Source organism: Stenotrophomonas sp. GW821-FHT02D01, from assembly GCF_059421765.1.
In genome coordinates, this window is record NZ_JBWKVP010000005.1 from 17,477 (window position 1) to 33,768 (window position 16,292).

Here is a 16,292-nt window from a genome sequence, read left to right on the forward strand (position 1 = left end):
GGCCGAGGTCACCGGCAAGCGCTCGTGATGCGCTGCGGCTTGCACGATGACACCGGTTTACCATATACACCTCCTGCAGACGCTGTCGATGGGCAGTGCAACAACGCCAGAGGGAGACCGTTCTTGAGCAACGAACACGGCATACATGGGCAGACGCCGGCGCCGGACGATGCGGCCGCGATCGCCCACGCTTTCACCACCGCGCGCCGCGGCGGCCAGGCCCTGCCCGGCTTCCCGGGCCTTGTCCCGCCTGACCTGGTGGCTGCTTACCAGGTGCAGGATCTGGCCATTGCCAGCTGGGATGACCAGGTGGTGGGCTGGAAGGTCGGCTACATCGCCGCCGAGCGTCGCGATGCGTCCGGGGACGACCGCCTGCTGGGCCCGGTTTTCTCGCGTCAGCTGAAAAATGCTACCGGTGGAACAGTGGACATTCCGGTGTTCGTCGGCGGCTTCGGCGCGGTCGAGGCGGAGTACGTGCTGGAGCTGTTGGAGGACGCTCCTGCCTCACAGCTGCACTGGACCCCCGAGCAGGCTGAAGCGCTGCCGGCGCGCCTTTACATCGGCGTGGAAGTGGCCAGCAGCCCGCTGGCGACGATCAACGAACTCGGCCCGCGCGTGGTGGTGTCCGACTTCGGCAACAACAACGGCCTGGTGCTGGGGCCGGAGATTGCCGATTGGACCGCCCGCGACGAAACCGACCTGCGCGCCGAAACCCTGATCGAGGGCGAGGTGGTCGGCACGGGTGGTGCCACCCGGCTGCCCGGCGGCCTGCGCGCGGCGTATGCGTTCGCGTTGTCCCGTTCGGCGCTGCGCGGCCGGCCGTTGCGACGGGGCGACCTGATCGCCACCGGCAACGCCACCGGCATCCATGACATCACCGTGGGGCAGACGGCGCTGGTGCGGTTTGCCGGCTTCGGCGAAATTGCCTGCAGGGCCGTGCCGGCCGGGTAACCGCCGCACGATCCGGTGAACACGCGCGGGAGGGCGCAGATGATCACACGACGACATTTCCTGGCCGGCGGCGCTGCTGCGCTGGCCACTCCGATGCTCGCGGCCTGTGGCCGTGGGCCCGCCGATGCCATTGACGGCGGCCAGCTGCTGACGGCCACCGACGTGCACGTGGCCGACTATCCCACCGTGACCGCGGTGAAGTGGATCGGCGAAACCCTGCAGCGCGAAAGCAACGGTCGCCTGCGCCTGCGGCAATACCATTCCGGCCAGCTCGGTCGCGAATCGGAAGCGATCGACATGGCCCGTTTCGGTGCCATCGACATCACCCGCGTGTATGCCGGTGCATTGAACAACGCCTTCCCGCTCACCCAGGCGCTGTGCCTGCCGTACGTGTTCGAGTCGGTGGCGCACCAGCGCGCCGCACTGGATGGCGGCATTGCCGATGCGGTGCTGCGTGGTTTCGAGAGCCGCGACCTGGTCGGCCTGGCCATCTATGACTCCGGCGCACGCTGCTTCTACAACACCAAGCATCCGATCGTGCAGCCCGGTGATCTGCATGGGCTGAAACTGCGTGTGGCGTCCTCGGACATCTTCATCCAGCTGATGCGCCTGCTCGGCGCCAACCCGACGCCGATGTCGCTGGGCGATACGTTCTCCGGCATGGAGACGCACATGATCGATGGCGCCGAGAACAACATGCGCAGCTTCCACTCCAGCCGCCACTTCGAGGCCGCGCACTACTGGTCGCAGAGCGATCACTCGTATGCGCCGGACGTTCTGTTGATGTCGCGCGCCAGTTTCGAGCGCCTGCAGCCGGCCGACCGCCAGCTGCTGCTGGAGACCGCGCGCGCCTCGGTGAAGGTGATGCGCGAGCAATGGGATGCGTCCGAAGATGCCGCGCGCCGCGCGGTGCTGGCCTCGGGCGTGAAAGCCAACGAGGTGGACCTGCCCGCCTTCCGCGCCGCCGCCCAGCCGCTGCTGCAGCAGTACCTGCAGCAACCCGAGCTGGCTGCGCTGGTCGCCCGCATCCGTGCCGCCGCCTGAGGACACTGCCATGACCGAGACGACGATTTCCACCGGATCCGGCCCCGGCCAACGCCTGCTGGACCGCATCGCCGACATCGCCATCCATGTCGCCGTGGCCGCGCTGCTGGGGCTGGTGGTGGTGCAGGGCTGGCAGGTGTTCGCCCGCTACGTGATCAACGATTCGCCCAGCTGGACCGAGCCGGTGACCCTGCTGCTGCTGGCCACCGCAATGAGCCTGGGCGCGGCCTGCGGCGTGCATACCAATCGCCACTTCGGCTTCTTCCTGCTGCACGCCTACATGGGCGCCGGCTTGCGTCGGGTGGTGGATGTGTTCACCCAGCTGGTGGTGGCCGTGCTGGGCGGCTTCATCGCGTTCTGGTCGGCCGACCTGCTGCTCGATGGAATGGACATCAAGACCGCAGGCGCCAACCTGCCGCAGAGCATCAACTACCTGCCGCTGGCCGTGGGCGGTGCGCTGATGCTGTTGTTCGCGCTGAACCGTGCGTGGAAAGCGCTGCATGCCACGGCAGCCGATGCCGACGACGCTGAAGGAGATCGTTGATCCATGGGCATCACCATCCTGTTCTCTGTTTTTGCCGCGCTGCTGCTGTTGGGCGTGCCGGTGGCCTACGCGCTGGCCGCCGCCGCGCTGGCCACCCTGCTCTACCTGGACATTCCCAGCATCGTGCTGGTCCAGCAGATCTCCGCAGGTACCGGTTCGGCCTCGCTGATCGCCATTCCACTGTTCATCTTCGCTGGCGAGATCATGATGCGCGGCGGCATCTCCGAACGCCTGATCGCCCTGGCGTCATCGCTGGTCGGGCGCATGCGCGGCGGCCTGGGCCAGGTCTCGATCCTGTCCTCGCTGTTCTTCGGCGGTGTATCCGGCTCGGCCATCGCCGATGTGTCGGCGGTGGGCGGCACGATGATTCCGCAGATGGTCAAGCGTGGCTACGACCGCGATTTCGCGGTCAACGTCAGCATCACCGCTGCGCTGGTGGCGCTGCTGGTGCCGCCGTCGCACAACCTGATCCTGTTCTCGGCTGCGGCCGGTGGTGGCCTGTCGATCGCCGACCTGTTCGCCGCCGGCATCGTGCCGGCGCTGCTGATGACCCTGGCGTTGATGATCACCGGCTACGTGGTCGCGCGTCGCCGTGGCTATGGCGTGGAAGTGTTCCCGGGCTGGCGCGCGGTACTGCTGCGCATCGTCTCTGCCCTGCCCGGCCTGGGCCTGGTGGCGCTGATCTTCGTGGGTATCCGCGCCGGCATCTTCACTGCGGTGGAAAGCGCGGCCATCGCCGTGGTCTACGCCCTGCTGGTCACCACCGTGCTGTACCGGCAGCTGCGCTGGCGCGAGTTCTTCGACACCGTCATCCATGCCGCGCGCAGCACCGGCGTGATCCTGTTCGTGATCGCCACCGCGGCGGTGTTCGGATGGCTGCTGGCCTACCTGCAGGTGCCTGCGGCGGCGGTGGACTTCCTGCAGTCGTTCGCGCACAGCCAGTTCATGGTGCTGCTGATGATCGTGGTGATGCTGCTGCTGCTGGGCACCTTCATGGACCTGGCACCGATGATCCTGATCTGCACGCCGATCTTCCTGCCGGTGGCCAAGGCCTATGGCATCGATCCGATCCACTTCGGCCTGGTGCTGGTGCTGACCGGTGGCCTCGGCCTGGTCACGCCGCCGGTGGGCTCGGTGCTGTTCATCGGTACCGCCATCGGCAAGATCAGCGTCGGCCAGAGCATGCGCACGATCTGGCCGTTCTGGTTCGCCGCGCTGGGCGTGCTGCTGATCGTCACCTTCTTCCCGTCGCTGTCGCTGTGGCTGCCCGCCGCGCTGCGCGCCTGATGAGCGGAGGCGATCACATGACATCGACGCTGCACCGCGCTGCTGCAACCGCCCTGCTCGGCCTGCTGCTGGCCGCGTTGCCTGCCCTGGCTGCCGACCCCGCGCCCGCGCAGTGGAAGCGCGGCATCGAGCACCAGCGCCAGGGCGACCTTGGCAACGGTACCTTCCTCAACCCGGTGCTGGCCGGTGACAGGCCCGATCCGTCGGTGCTGAAGGACGGCGAGGATTACTACCTCACCCTGTCTTCGTTCGACGCCTATCCTGGCCTGCCGATCTGGCACTCGCGCGACCTGGTCAACTGGCAGCCGCTCGGCCATGCGATCACGCAGAACGTCGGTGCGATCTGGGCGCCGGACATCGTCAAGCACCAGGGCCGCTACTTCATCTACTTCCCGGCGCGCACCGGTGAGCGCCGCAGCAACTTCGTGGTCTGGGCAGATGACATCAAGGGCCCGTGGAGTGCGCCGATCGACATCGGCCTGGGCGGCTACATCGACCCCGGCCACGCGGTTGGCGAGGACGGCAAGCGCTACCTGTTCCTCAGCGGCGGCGACTACGTGCAGCTGGCCGATGACGGCCTGAGCGTGGTGGGTACGCCCAAGCATGTGTACGACGGCTGGCGCTACCCGGAAAGCTGGGACGTGGAGGCCTACGCGCAGGAAGGCCCGAAGATCCACTTCCGCGATGGCTGGTACTACATGACCACCGCAGTGGGCGGCACCGCCGGCCCACCGACCGGGCACATGGTGATCACCGCCCGCTCGCGCTCGATCCACGGCCCGTGGGTGAACGCGCCGAACAACCCGATCATGCGCACCCGGTCGGCCGCTGAACCATGGTGGTCGCGTGGCCACGCCACGGTGATCGAAGGCACCGATGGCCGCTGGTGGATGATGTACCACGGCTACGAGAACGGCTTCTGGACGCTGGGCCGCCAGGCGCTGCTGGAACCCATCGAATGGACCGCCGATGGCTGGTTCGTGGCCAAGGGCGGCGATCTCGGGCAGCCGCTGCGCAAGCCATCGGGCAGCGCGCTGGCACCGCACGGCATGGCCCTGTCCGATGCTTTCACCGGCCGTACGCTGGGCCCGCAGTGGGCGTTCTTCAACCCGGCGCTGGATGAATACCGGCGCCTGCACTTCAGCGGCGACGGCCTGGTGCTGCAGGGCAAGGGCAGCACGCCGCGCGATGCCTCGCCGCTGACCACCATTGCCGGTGACCCGGCCTACCAGTTCGAGGTGCAGATGGAGATCGCCCCCGGCGCGGTGGGCGGTGCCCTGCTGTTCTACAGCGACCGCCTGTATGTGGGCGTGGGCAGCAACGGCGAGCAGTTCGTCATGCACCGCTACGGCGAGGAGCGCCCCACCCGGCTGGCGGCCAGCGCCAAGGGCGGCCGGCTCTGGCTGCGGGTGACCAACAACCGCCACATCGTCACCATCCATTCCAGTGCCGATGGCCAGACCTGGCAGAAGTATCCGGTTCAGATGGAAGTGTCCGGTTACCATCACAATGTGGCCGGCAAGTTCCTGGCACTGAAACCGGCCCTGTATGCGGCCGGCAACGGTGCGGTAACCTTCCGCAGCTTTCGCTATCGCGCGCTGGACTGAGCGCGCGCTGGAATCCCCAGGCTTATCGGGTTCACTACATGTCAGTGCGCAACAAGAACGATGCCGCTACGCCGGCATTGGCAAAGGGCAAGGCAGCCACGATCAACGACATCGCGCGACTGTCGGGTGTATCCAAGAAAACGGTTTCAAGGATCATCAACAACTCGCCGCTGGTGCGCAAGGACACGCGCGACAAGGTGGAAGCGTTGATGCGCGAAGTCGGCTACACCCCCGACCCGCTGGCCCGTGGCCTGGCCTTCCGCCGCTCGTTCCTGATCGGCATGGTCTACGACAACCCCACCGCGCAGTACATCGTGGACATGCAGTACGGCGCGCTGGATGCGCTGCGTGGCTCCAGCTTCGAACTGGTGGTGCACCCCTGCGACAGCCGCAGCCCGGGCTACATCGACGGCGTGCGCCGCTTCGCCCAGCAGCAGAAGCTGCATGGGGTGATCCTGGTGCCGCGTGCGTCCGAAGACCAGGCGCTGGCGGACATGCTGGACGAGATCGGCTGCCGCTTCACCCGCGTGGCTGCGCTGCCGCTGGATGAAACCTCGCAGATGGTGGTCACCCACGACCGCGACGGTGCCGCCGAAGCGGCCGACTACCTGCTTTCGCTGGGCCACCGTGACATCGCCCTGGTGACCGGCCCGAGTGCATACCGCTCGGCGCACGAACGCACCGCCGGCTTCATCGAGGCGCTGTCGCAGCGTGGCATCGAGCTGCCGAAGGATCGCATCATCGAGGCCGGCTACACCTTCGAATCGGGTGTGGCCGCCGCCGAGAAACTGCTGCTGGGCAAGCGCCGGCCCACCGCCATCTTCACCGGCAACGATGAAATGGCCGCCGGCATCTACAAGGTCGCGCTGCGTGCGGGCATCAACATTCCGCGCCAGCTGTCGATCGTCGGTTACGACGACAGCCCGCTGGCTTCGCGTCTGTGGCCGTCGCTGACCTCGGTGCGCCGGCATACCCGCGACACCGGCCGCACCGCTGCGGCCATGCTGATCCAGCCCGAAGGCCAGCCTGCGCTGCAGATCGCCAGCGTGCGCCCGCACCTGATCGTGCGCGATTCCTGCCAACCGCCCGAGGACTGATTCCACAGGAATCAGTCCTGTAGGTCACGACCGTTGGTCGTGACACCTTCACGGATCAGTCCGGTAGGTCACGACCAACGCTCGTGACACTCCATCCGCCCCTCCCCCCATCGATCGCACCTGCCGATGCCGTCCAACCACCATCGTGCAGCGCAAAATGACACCGGTTTCCTGTCTGGCTAGAATCGACCGCGAACCGTGCCGGGGCCGAACCATCGGCCCGCCCCCTGCTCTGGAGAAGCCATGTACTGCAAGACCCATTACGCCACCCATCCCGACGCCATCAAGGGCGCCAGCAACGATCAGCTGCGCGAGCTGTACCTGCTCGATGGCCTGTTCAACGCCGATGCGGTGACCCTGAAGTACACCCACTACGAGCGCTTCGTGCTGGGCGGTGCGGCGCCGGTCAACGGCCCGCTGTCGCTGCCGGCGCAGACCGAACCGGCGTCGGCCGCTGGCCATCCGTTCCTGGAGCGTCGCGAGCTGGGCATCATCAACGTCGGCAGCGGCACCGGTACGGTCACCGTCGATGGCACCGTGTACACGCTGGGGCCGAAGGATGGCCTGTACGTGGCGATGGGCAGCAAGGACGTCGTCTTCGCTTCGCAGGACGCCGCCAACCCGGCGCAGTTCTACCTGGCCTCGACCCCGGCGCATGCGCGCTTTGAAACCAAGCAGCTGTCGATCAAGGACGCGGTGGCACTGGATCGCGGCGCGCTGGAAACCAGCAACGAGCGCACCATCTACCAGTACATCGTGCCGGCCACCTGCCAGTCCTCGCAGCTGCTGCTGGGCCTGACCGTGCTCAAGCCGGGCAGCGTCTGGAACACCATGCCGCCGCACCTGCACGACCGCCGCAGCGAGGTCTATTTCTACTTCGACCTGGGCGACAGCGACCGCGTCTATCACTTCATGGGCGAGCCGGACGCACAGCGCCACATCGTCATCCAGAACAACGAAGCGGTGGTGTCGCCGCCGTGGTCGATCCACATGGGCGCCGGCACCAGCAACTACGCCTTCATCTGGGCGATGGGTGGCGAGAACCTGGATTACACCGACATGCACGTGCTGGACATCTGCCAGCTCAAGTAAGCGCCGGGCGGCCACCGCGCACGCCGTGCCGGTGGCCACCTGCCCCGCATCACGCACGCCTCTACCAAGGAACGCATACGCAATGACCAATCCCTTCAGCCTGGAAGGAAAAGTCGCTCTGGTAACCGGTGGCAATACCGGCCTGGGCCAGGGCATCGCGGTGGCGCTGGCTGCCGCAGGCGCCGATGTCGCCGTGGCCGGCATCGCCCCGCCCACCGAAACCATCGAGAAGATCACCGCGCTGGGCCGCCGCTGCCTGGCGGTGGAAGCCAACCTGATCAGCATCGAGCCGGTCGAGCGCGTGGTGCGCGAAACGCTCGAAGGCCTGGGCGGGCTGGACATCCTGGTCAACAACGCCGGCCTGATCCGCCGCGCCGACGCCGTGGACTTCAGCGAGCAGGACTGGGACGACGTGATGAACGTCAACATCAAGTCGGCCTTCTTCATCTCGCAGGCTGCCGGCCGCCACTTCATCGCCCAGGGCAGCGGCAAGATCATCAACATCGCCTCGATGCTGTCGTTCCAGGGCGGCATCCGCGTACCGTCGTACACCGCCAGCAAGAGCGGCATCGCCGGCATCACCCGCCTGCTGGCCAACGAGTGGGCGGGCAAGGGCGTGAACATCAACGCCATTGCGCCGGGCTACATGGCCACCGACAACACCGCCGCGCTGCGCGCCGATGCAGACCGCAACAAGGCGATCCTTGAGCGCATTCCGGCCGGCCGCTGGGGCAAGCCCGAAGATCTGGCTGGTGCGGCAGTGTTCCTGGCCTCGTCGGCGTCGGATTACATCAACGGTGCGGTGCTGCCGGTCGATGGTGGCTGGCTGGCGCGGTAATGCTTGGCTTTCGGTAGTGCCGGCCACTGGCCGGCATTTCCACCGATGTGCAACGCATCCATGAGGTTGCCGGCCAGCGGCCGGCACTACCAGGGCCCGGCCATGCGGAAACTGTTGTTGCTGTTGCTGCTGTCGAGCGCCGCCGCGCATGCGGCGCCGGTGCGATTGTTCATTGCCGGTGACTCCACTGCGGCCGAATACGGGCCCGAGCGTGCGCCGCAGGCGGGGTGGGGCCAAGCGCTGCAGAGCTACCTGGATCCGGCGCGCTTCGAAGTGCGAAACCACGCCAAGGGTGGGCGCAGCACGCGCAGCTTCATCGACGAAGGACGCCTGGATGCCATTGGGCGCGAACTGCGTCGTGGCGATGTGCTGCTGATCCAGTTCGGCCACAACGATGCGAAGTTCGAAGACCGCACACGCTACACCGATCCGGACAGTGATTACCCGCGGATGCTGATGCGCTACGTGCAGGTGGCGCGTGACCACGGTGCCACGCCGGTGCTGGTCACGCCGGTGGCACGGCTGCTGTACGACTTCGGTTCGCTGCTGGATACGCACGCGCGTTACACGTTGGCGATGCAGCAGCTGGCCACACGCGAGCACGTTGCACTGATCGACCTCAACGACCGCAGCATGCGCTGGATCCGGGCGCTGGGCGAGCAGGGTGCACGCCCGTACTTCCTGTTCGTGCCGGAACAGCACAAGGCCGACGGCACCCACTTCAGCGTAGCCGGTGCCAACGCGGTGGCGTGCCTGGTGCTGCGCGAGGCGGTGCAGGTTCTGCCGGCGCTGCAGCCTGCACTGGTGCGCGATATCGACTGCGACGTTATGGGGGTGGGGCAGGGCGGCGATCCTGCGCGTGCCTCACAGGTGGTGCACGAAGACACGCTGGCGCGCGCACAGCCGGGCCCGCATGGCGGCGCCGGGCCGACCACGGCGTACCCGTTCTTCGCCGATGCGCAGGGCCTGCCGTTCGTGCTGCGCAAGCGGGTGCTGCACAAAGGCGCGGGCATCGGCCTGCATCCGCAGCACAAGGATGAGATCTACTACATCGTGAGCGGGCAGGGCAGCTATGTGCTGGATGGAAAACAGCACGACGTGCGTGCGGGGCATGCGTTGCTGACGCGCAAGGGCAGCAGCCATGCGCTGCAGCAGGTGGGCGAAGAGGATCTGGTGGTGCTGTTGGCGTATCCGCGTAACTGAAAAAGCAGCCGAGCATGGCTCGGCGCTACAAGGGCTCAGGACCGAATTGCTGCAGGCCAAGCCGCGCCAGATCTTCGGGACGCTCGAAGTAGGCTTCGTCGAAGGCATGCAGCGCCTCCTGCTCCTGTTCGGTCATCGCGCCGTACAAGTCGGTCAGTTCCTTGATCGCAGGATCATCTTCCAGTCGATCGAGCAGCCCGCGCATGCCGGCCAGGATCGCGTGCGTCTGCACTGCCCCCATCGCCTGCAATGCGCGCAGCGCCAGCTGGCAGGTCGGGTCGCCCCAGTTGCACAGGAACTGCATGAAGCCGCCGTTGTTGATGTCCGCTTCCATCCGCCACAGCGCCACCAGCTGCTGGTCTTCATCGGACAGCGCATCGAGCGACCATGCGGCCGCCTTCAGTCGCGCCAGCGCGGCTTCATAGCGGTCATCCCATACCTGGTTCGGAACATCGACCAAGCCGCGTTCCTGCGCCGGCAGCAGCGCCGGCCAGTTCACGCCCAGCCCATCGGTCGTGAGCACCCATTGCGCGCGCTGTTCAGCCGTGGCCTCGAACAGCGCAGGCGCCCAGCGCAACGGCTGCCGGGTGCGGCGGCCGTCGGCCAGGGTCAGCAGGATGAAATCGTCGTTGAAGGCGACGTCGGTCACGCGCAGGGTGGCAAATACATCAGTCATGCCGTGCAGGATAGCGGAGACCCAGGATTGGCCCCCTAATCTTCAAAAGCTGCAGACGCTTTTGAAGTTTAGCCGGACCTCGGCTGTCGCCTCACACATCGCCGCCGTCCGCCCAGCCCTCGCCCGTGCCGGCCTGAAACACGCGGTCGTCGGCCTGCACATCGCCCGCCGGCAGGTGCGCCTGGTCGGCCAGCGCGGCATAGATCGGGGTGAAGTCCGGCGACGTCGCCTGCATCAGCTGCTCGAAGCTGTCGATGACGAAGTAGGTCTTCTGGAAGGTGTCGATGCGGTACTTCGTACGCATGATCCGCTGCAGGTCGAAACCGATGCGGTTCGGTGCGGCGGACTCAAGCGAGTACAGCGATTCACCCTTCGACGAGACGATGCCGGCACCGTAGATGCGCATGCCTTCGGGCGTGTCGATCAGGCCGAACTCCACCGTGTACCAGTACAGGCGGGTCAGGTTCTGCAGTGCCTCCGGGCCGATCGCATGTGCTTTGACGCCGCCGCGGCCGTAGGCCTCCATGTAGTTGGCGAACACCGGGTTCATCAGCAGCGGCACGTGGCCGAACAGGTCGTGGAACAGGTCCGGTTCGGCGATGTAGTCGATCTGGTCGGGGCGGCGGATCCACCACGTCACCGGGAAGCGGCGGTTGGCCAGGTGGTCGAAGAAATCCAGTTCCGGCAGCAGGCCTTCCACGCCGACCAGGGTCCAGCCGGTGGCCGCGCCCAGCACTTCATTGAGCTGGTCGAAGCGCGGGATCATGTGCGCGCTCATGCCCATCTCGTCCTGCGCATCCAGGAACTCCTGGCAGGCGCGGCCGACCAGCAGTTCGCGCTGGCGCTGGTACAGCGTGCTCCAGGTGGCGTGGTCGTCGGCGGTATAGGTGTCCCACGGCTGCTCGACGAGCGCGGTGGTGTACACCGGCACGTAGCCCTTGTCGGTCTGCTGGTGTTCGACGCGGCGGGGCTGGGCGAGGTCCATGGAAGACTCCTTGACGAGATACCCACGATGCTAGGGCAGGGGGCGCGCAACAGGGTTGCAAAAGTTGCGCGGATTGACCTTGTTGGCGCAATATCCTTGCGTACTCACCATGTTGCGGGGCAACAATGGCCGGAGAAGTCCAGTTCGATCGCACGGATATACGTCTGCTGGCCGAAATCCAGCGTGATGGTCGCGCCACCAACGCGGAGCTGGCGACGCGGGTGAACCTGTCGCCGTCGGCCTGCCTGCGTCGCCTGCAGCGGCTGGAAAGCGAAGGGGTGATTGTCGGCTACGGCGCCCGGCTGGAGCCGCGCCGGCTTGGGCTGGGGCTGCAGGCCTTCGTGCGCGTGCAGCTGGAAAAGCATGACCAGGCCGCGATCGGGCACTTCGTCGACAGCGTGCAGGCCTGGGATGAAGTGGTGGCCTGCCACGCCCTGACCGGCGACATGGACTATCTGCTGCATGTGTATGTGCGCGATCTGGAGCACTTCTCGCGTTTCCTGCTGGACAGACTGCTCAACGCCGGTGGCGTGGCCGATGCCAATTCCAGCTTCGTGCTGCGCACGGTGAAGGGTTTCCAGGCATTGCCGTTGTCGCAGTTGGAATGAACCGGCTGCCGGGCGATTTGACGGCGGCGGACGGGTAGTCGAGCATCGCTGCCTTGCGGCGCGTGCACGCGCAGGTGCCGCCGTGTTCTTCTTCGATTGCAGGCATGTCCGATACTCCGCACCCGGTGCTCCACACCCTTTTCCTGCCGCTGCAGCGCAAGACGCTGGCGCGTTTCATCGGCCATGGCACGGCGCCGCAGACGGCGCTGGAACAGGCCGGCCTGATGGCTGCGCTGCTGTGCCGCCAGCGCCTGCATTCACCGGCGCAGGTCGAACGCCTGCTGCACGATGCCTGTGCGCTGTTTGCCGCCGACAGCAGCGCTGCGACCACGCATCTGGCGGGGCAGGGCGGCGGCGCGCAGCCGGAACTGGATGCTTGGCTGTCCGACCTTGCTGCCAACGGCGTGCTGCTGGCACCGGCGGAGATCGCCCAGGCCTTCCTCGCCAGTTCACCGCAGCACTACCCGGGATTGGCGCTGCAGCAGGCCTGCCAGGAGACGCTGAGCGAGCATTCCATTCGTTTTCCCGCAGCCTTTGGCAGCGAGGAGGACGTCGTCGATGACGCTGTCGAGGCGGCAGATGCCGATACGCACGCGATCGAGCGCAACGGCCTGTACACCTCCGAACAGGCGCGAGTGCTCCGCACGATCGCCGCCAATCCGGACGAGTTGATCGACCTCGACGGCTACGCCGGCACCGGCAAGGGGCACCTGGTGCTGGCGCTGATGGATGCGCGACCGGGCCGCTATACCTACGTGGCGCCCATGCGGGGGCAGGTGGAGGCGTTCCGTGCCCGCGTACGCGGCGAGACCGCCAAGCGCCTGCTGACCCAGATCGAGTTTGCCAACCTGCTTGCGCAGCACGCAGCCCGCACTGGCAGGACCGGCGGCTTCGTGGCGACCTACCGTATCAGTACCTTGTCGGCACGCGAAATCGCGGCCCGGATAGGCCTGCAGGGCGTCGGCAGCAGAACGCCGGAACAGATGCTGAGGACCGCACTCGATGCCATCACCCTGTGGTGTGCATCGTCGGCCACCAGCCTGCAGCCCTGGCACTTCAAGCGCACGGTGCACTGGTCGATGATCAACGCCGAGCCCTATATCGCCGCCGCCGAACACGTCTGGCGTTGCATGTTCGACAGCGCCACCCAGCGCGGCGGCTGCCTGAGCCTGACCACGGCCCACATCGGCAAGTGGTTGGCGCTGCGTGGCGTTGCCCCGCCAGTGGAAATGGGGATGCTGCTGATCGACGAGGCGCATGACCTCAGCCCGTCATGGCGGCAGTTGCTGGCCGCGCATGTGCCGGGCGTGGTCAGTCTGGGAGATCCGCACCAACGCCTGAGCGGAAGCGTGCCACGCTGGAACGCGGCCAAGGTGGTGGAGATGCACCAGTCGGTGCGGCAGGGCAGCCAGGTCGACGGTCTGGTCAACCAGGCGCTGGCGATGGACTACCTCGGGCGCGACAGCGGGCCGTTCATGGGCGCGACCGACCGCGCCACCGGCGTGCTGCACTATGCAGACTGGTCGCAGGTGCCCGACGGCGGCATCCGCATCTACGGTGACCTGCTGCGGCTGATGCAGGACGCGGCGCGGCTGCACGTGCGTGGCGCGCGGGTGCACATCCATCCGTCCACGCTGCGACTCCTGAACGCGGCCCTGCGCAAGCCGATCGAGGCATGGAACACGGTCCGCGAAGGTGGCTCCCTGCGCGACTGGGAGCGCGTGGTCGAACAGTTCCAGGAGCGCGGCGAAGGCGCACTGGCTGACCTGTTCAGTCGCAGCGACAGCCCGCAGACGATCATGCTGACGCTGCAGGCCCTGGTCCCGGCCGAGGAAAGCCAGCTGGTGCTGTGCCTGGCCGAACATGCGAAGAACCTGCAGTTTGAAGTTGTTTCGATGTCCGACTGCTGCTTCAGGGCGAAGCCGGCCGAGCGCTCCAGGCACAGTCCGGTGCGTGCCGCCTATGTCGCGATGACCCGTGCCAGTCGACAGCTGTGGGTACCGGAAGGGGCGATGGAACACCTGCAGACGAGCGCTGCCCAGCATGAATCGGCCAAGCAGGAACAGCAGCTCGAACGCCAGCACGCCGCCGGGCATCGCCCGCGGCGTTGACCACGGCGCCGCTCAGCGGCGGCGCCCTGCAGCCCTCAGCACTTTTCCTTGCGGCCCATCAGCTTGCCCAGGCGCGAAGGCTCGTCGCACTTGGGCGCCGCCACCGGTGCCGGTGCCAACGCCGCGGCACGGGCCTTCTGCAGCTGCTGGATCTTGGCGCGGATCTGCGGCATCGCCGCCATCGCGGCCTTCTCGCCTTCCAGGATGGCCGTGCCACGCTGGCTGAAATCGGCAGCGCCGATGTCCAGCACCTTCGGCCGGATCACGATGTCGGCGCGTGCCAGTTCCTGCTCGCCCAGGCGCTGGCCCATGATCGAGATCGACTGGTTGACGATGCCGAGCATGCCGGTCGGTGCCTTGCCGCTGGCCTTGCTGGAGATGTCCACGGCGATCACGAACTCGGCACCGAGCTGCCGTGCGGCATCCACCGGCACCGGGCTGACCACGCCGCCGTCGATGTAGTTGCGGCCACCGATCTTCACCGGCTCGAACACGCCGGGGATGCTGCTGGACGCGCGCACCGCCTGGCCGACGTTGCCGCGCACGAAGATCGAACGCTCGCCGGTTTCCAGCTGGGTGGCGACGGCGGCGAACGGCTTCTTCAGGCGCTCGGCCGGGCGGTTGGCCACCTGTTCGTTGACGTAGTCCTGCAGCTTCTGGCCCTGCACCAGGCCACCGGAGAACAGGCGCACGTCGCGGATGCTGGCTTCATCCAGCGCCACCGCCTTGCTCTGCATCTGGAAGGCATCCATGCCGCTGGCATACAGGGCGCCGACCACGCTGCCGGCGCTGGTGCCGGACACCACCACCGGTTCGAAGCCGTTGGCCTCGAGCATCTTGATCACGCCGATGTGCGCAAAGCCCTTGGCCGCGCCGCCGCCGAGCGCGATGCCGATCTTCACCGGCTTGGCCTGCGGAACCACGGTGGGCTGCGCGGGCGGTGTGGGGCGGACGTCTTCACCACCACAACCGGCCAGCAGGCCAATCAGGGCGACGGACAGCAGCACGCGGGGGCGGAACAGGCTCATCGGCAGTGCGCTCGCGGCGCCGGATTCAGGAAAGGGCGCCAGCATACCGAAGGCGTGGCGGAGCGGGCAGGGTGGGGGGATTCCCCATTCATGAAATCACCTGCCGCCGACTGGGTAGTGCCGGCCGCTGGCCGGCAACCGCCGGGATGCCTTGAATGTCGGGTTGCCGGCCAGCGGCCGGCACTACCCGCCGTCCAGCCTCCGGGGCACTCAGCCCAGCAGCGAACTCTCGCCGCGGCTCTTGCCGCCGCCCTGCGGCGCGGCCATCCACATTCGGCCGGCCAGGCGCGAGAACGGCAGCGACTGCAGCCAGACCTTGCCCGGCCCGGTCAGCGTGGCCAGGAACACGCCTTCGCCGCCAAACAGCACGCTTCGGATGCCTTTGACCCGGCGCACGTCCATGTCCACGGTCGGGTGGTAGGCGACGATGCAGCCGGTATCGACGTCCAGGCGTTCGCCGGCGGCCAGCTCACGCTCGACCACGCAGCCGCCGGCATGGATGAACACCCAGCCATCGCCTTCAAGCTTCTGCATGATGAAACCCTCGCCGCCGAACAGGCCGGTCATGATCTTGCGCTGGAACTGCACGCCGATCTGCACGCCGCGCGCGCCCGCCAGGAAGCTGTCCTTCTGGCAGATCAGGCGCCCGCCGTGCTGGTCCAGCTTCATCGCCAGCACGGTGCCGGGATAGGGCGCGGCGAAAGCGACCTTGCCGCAGCCCTGGCCAGTCTGCGTGTAGACGGTGGCAAACAGGCTTTCACCGGTCAGCACGCGCTTGCCGGCCGCCATCACCTTGTCCATGAAACCGCCGCCCTGGCCACCGCGTGCGCCGCCGCCGAAGACGGTGTCCATCTGCACCGAGGCGTCCTTGAACATCAGCGCGCCGGCCTCGGCCACGGCGCCTTCGCCGGGGTCCAGTTCGATTTCCACGAACTGCATTTCATGGCCGACGATGCGGAAGTCGATGCGGTCGGCGCGGCCACCGATTGACGCTGTCGCGACTGCAGGGGTGACTGCAGGCATCGGCGGCGGCGCCGCGGCGCCGGTGCCGGCCTGCTGCAAACCGGCGATTTCGGACACCGGTGTCCACCCTGTCATGCCCTGGCACCAGGCCAGCGCGCGCGGATTGGCCTGGGCGAAGCGGCGCGCAGCCTCCTCGTCGAACGGACCGACACGGTCGGCTTGGCCGGGAGCATGGAAGTACCACTGGGTCATCGCAGC

General features: G+C 67.1%; 15 protein-coding genes. 11 read left to right on the forward strand and 4 right to left on the reverse strand.

What is annotated here, in order from left to right; genetic code table 11:
* Positions 1-123: 123 nt before the first annotated feature.
* The 9 genes from AC07UW_RS11675 (at position 124) to AC07UW_RS11715 (ending at position 9,663) form a co-directional block, all read left to right on the forward strand.
* A complete protein-coding gene (locus AC07UW_RS11675) occupies positions 124-951 on the forward strand; it encodes a 2-keto-4-pentenoate hydratase (protein WP_425541531.1) in 828 nt (275 codons plus the stop codon).
* Positions 952-990: 39 nt separating this feature from the next.
* Positions 991-1,995, forward strand: a complete 1,005-nt coding sequence (locus AC07UW_RS11680) for a TRAP transporter substrate-binding protein (RefSeq protein ID WP_025875493.1) — start codon at positions 991-993, stop codon at positions 1,993-1,995.
* A gap of 10 nt (positions 1,996-2,005) precedes the next feature.
* The gene (locus AC07UW_RS11685; RefSeq protein WP_363734150.1) at positions 2,006-2,539 is read left to right on the forward strand and encodes a TRAP transporter small permease; all 534 of its coding nucleotides are present in this window, start codon (positions 2,006-2,008) and stop codon (positions 2,537-2,539) included.
* A gap of 3 nt (positions 2,540-2,542) precedes the next feature.
* Positions 2,543-3,826: a TRAP transporter large permease gene (locus tag AC07UW_RS11690; protein WP_025875489.1), complete on the forward strand. Its 1,284-nt coding sequence runs from the start codon at positions 2,543-2,545 to the stop codon at positions 3,824-3,826.
* A gap of 17 nt (positions 3,827-3,843) precedes the next feature.
* Entirely contained in the window at positions 3,844-5,433 is a 1,590-nt protein-coding gene (locus AC07UW_RS11695) for a family 43 glycosylhydrolase (protein WP_442244269.1), read from the forward strand.
* 38 nt (positions 5,434-5,471) lie between these two features.
* The gene (locus AC07UW_RS11700; protein WP_025875485.1) at positions 5,472-6,530 is read left to right on the forward strand and encodes a LacI family DNA-binding transcriptional regulator; all 1,059 of its coding nucleotides are present in this window, start codon (positions 5,472-5,474) and stop codon (positions 6,528-6,530) included.
* A gap of 243 nt (positions 6,531-6,773) precedes the next feature.
* Complete coding sequence (kduI, locus tag AC07UW_RS11705) at positions 6,774-7,622, forward strand: 5-dehydro-4-deoxy-D-glucuronate isomerase (protein ID WP_032978442.1); 849 nt, start codon at positions 6,774-6,776, stop codon at positions 7,620-7,622.
* A gap of 82 nt (positions 7,623-7,704) precedes the next feature.
* Positions 7,705-8,460, forward strand: coding sequence for a 2-dehydro-3-deoxy-D-gluconate 5-dehydrogenase KduD (gene kduD, locus AC07UW_RS11710; protein WP_312109515.1), 756 nt, complete (start codon positions 7,705-7,707; stop codon positions 8,458-8,460).
* A 102-nt stretch (positions 8,461-8,562) separates the two neighbouring features.
* On the forward strand, positions 8,563-9,663 hold the full coding sequence (locus AC07UW_RS11715; RefSeq protein WP_223497543.1) for a GDSL-type esterase/lipase family protein: 1,101 nt from the start codon (positions 8,563-8,565) through the stop codon (positions 9,661-9,663).
* Positions 9,664-9,688: 25 nt separating this feature from the next.
* On the opposite strand, the gene AC07UW_RS11720 is transcribed toward AC07UW_RS11715, so the two are convergent.
* A complete protein-coding gene (locus AC07UW_RS11720; RefSeq protein WP_336022992.1) occupies positions 9,689-10,339 on the reverse strand; it encodes a DMP19 family protein in 651 nt (216 codons plus the stop codon).
* A gap of 91 nt (positions 10,340-10,430) precedes the next feature.
* Positions 10,431-11,324 carry a phenylalanine 4-monooxygenase gene (phhA, locus tag AC07UW_RS11725; RefSeq protein WP_336022994.1) on the reverse strand — a complete coding sequence of 298 codons (894 nt, stop codon included), beginning with the start codon at positions 11,322-11,324 and terminating at the stop codon, positions 10,431-10,433.
* 125 nt (positions 11,325-11,449) lie between these two features.
* Here phhA and AC07UW_RS11730 point away from each other — a divergent pair, with 125 nt between their 5' ends.
* Together AC07UW_RS11730 and AC07UW_RS11735 are read left to right on the forward strand one after the other, a co-directional pair.
* Positions 11,450-11,932, forward strand: coding sequence for an Lrp/AsnC family transcriptional regulator (locus AC07UW_RS11730; RefSeq protein ID WP_025875473.1), 483 nt, complete (start codon positions 11,450-11,452; stop codon positions 11,930-11,932).
* A 104-nt stretch (positions 11,933-12,036) separates the two neighbouring features.
* Positions 12,037-14,043 carry a hypothetical protein gene (locus AC07UW_RS11735; protein WP_495212105.1) on the forward strand — a complete coding sequence of 669 codons (2,007 nt, stop codon included), beginning with the start codon at positions 12,037-12,039 and terminating at the stop codon, positions 14,041-14,043.
* Between the two features lie 35 nt (positions 14,044-14,078).
* On the opposite strand, the gene AC07UW_RS11740 is transcribed toward AC07UW_RS11735, so the two are convergent.
* Together AC07UW_RS11740 and AC07UW_RS11745 are read right to left on the reverse strand one after the other, a co-directional pair.
* Complete coding sequence (locus AC07UW_RS11740; RefSeq protein ID WP_313250878.1) at positions 14,079-15,071, reverse strand: patatin-like phospholipase family protein; 993 nt, start codon at positions 15,069-15,071, stop codon at positions 14,079-14,081.
* A 210-nt stretch (positions 15,072-15,281) separates the two neighbouring features.
* Positions 15,282-16,286, reverse strand: a complete 1,005-nt coding sequence (locus tag AC07UW_RS11745; protein ID WP_495212106.1) for a TIGR00266 family protein — start codon at positions 16,284-16,286, stop codon at positions 15,282-15,284.
* Between the last annotated feature and the right edge of the window lie 6 nt (positions 16,287-16,292).

Coding starts and splice junctions, on each gene's coding strand:
- AC07UW_RS11695 (WP_442244269.1), top strand. CDS start 3,844: ATGACATCGACGCTGCACCGCGCTGCTGCAACCGCCCTGCTCGGCCTG.
- kduI (WP_032978442.1), top strand. CDS start 6,774: ATGTACTGCAAGACCCATTACGCCACCCATCCCGACGCCATCAAGGGC.
- AC07UW_RS11715 (WP_223497543.1), top strand. CDS start 8,563: ATGCGGAAACTGTTGTTGCTGTTGCTGCTGTCGAGCGCCGCCGCGCAT.
- AC07UW_RS11690 (WP_025875489.1), top strand. CDS start 2,543: ATGGGCATCACCATCCTGTTCTCTGTTTTTGCCGCGCTGCTGCTGTTG.
- AC07UW_RS11730 (WP_025875473.1), top strand. CDS start 11,450: ATGGCCGGAGAAGTCCAGTTCGATCGCACGGATATACGTCTGCTGGCC.
- AC07UW_RS11740 (WP_313250878.1), bottom strand. CDS start 15,071: ATGAGCCTGTTCCGCCCCCGCGTGCTGCTGTCCGTCGCCCTGATTGGC.
- AC07UW_RS11735 (WP_495212105.1), top strand. CDS start 12,037: ATGTCCGATACTCCGCACCCGGTGCTCCACACCCTTTTCCTGCCGCTG.
- AC07UW_RS11720 (WP_336022992.1), bottom strand. CDS start 10,339: ATGACTGATGTATTTGCCACCCTGCGCGTGACCGACGTCGCCTTCAAC.
- phhA (WP_336022994.1), bottom strand. CDS start 11,324: ATGGACCTCGCCCAGCCCCGCCGCGTCGAACACCAGCAGACCGACAAG.
- AC07UW_RS11700 (WP_025875485.1), top strand. CDS start 5,472: ATGTCAGTGCGCAACAAGAACGATGCCGCTACGCCGGCATTGGCAAAG.
- AC07UW_RS11745 (WP_495212106.1), bottom strand. CDS start 16,286: ATGACCCAGTGGTACTTCCATGCTCCCGGCCAAGCCGACCGTGTCGGT.
- AC07UW_RS11685 (WP_363734150.1), top strand. CDS start 2,006: ATGACCGAGACGACGATTTCCACCGGATCCGGCCCCGGCCAACGCCTG.
- AC07UW_RS11680 (WP_025875493.1), top strand. CDS start 991: ATGATCACACGACGACATTTCCTGGCCGGCGGCGCTGCTGCGCTGGCC.
- kduD (WP_312109515.1), top strand. CDS start 7,705: ATGACCAATCCCTTCAGCCTGGAAGGAAAAGTCGCTCTGGTAACCGGT.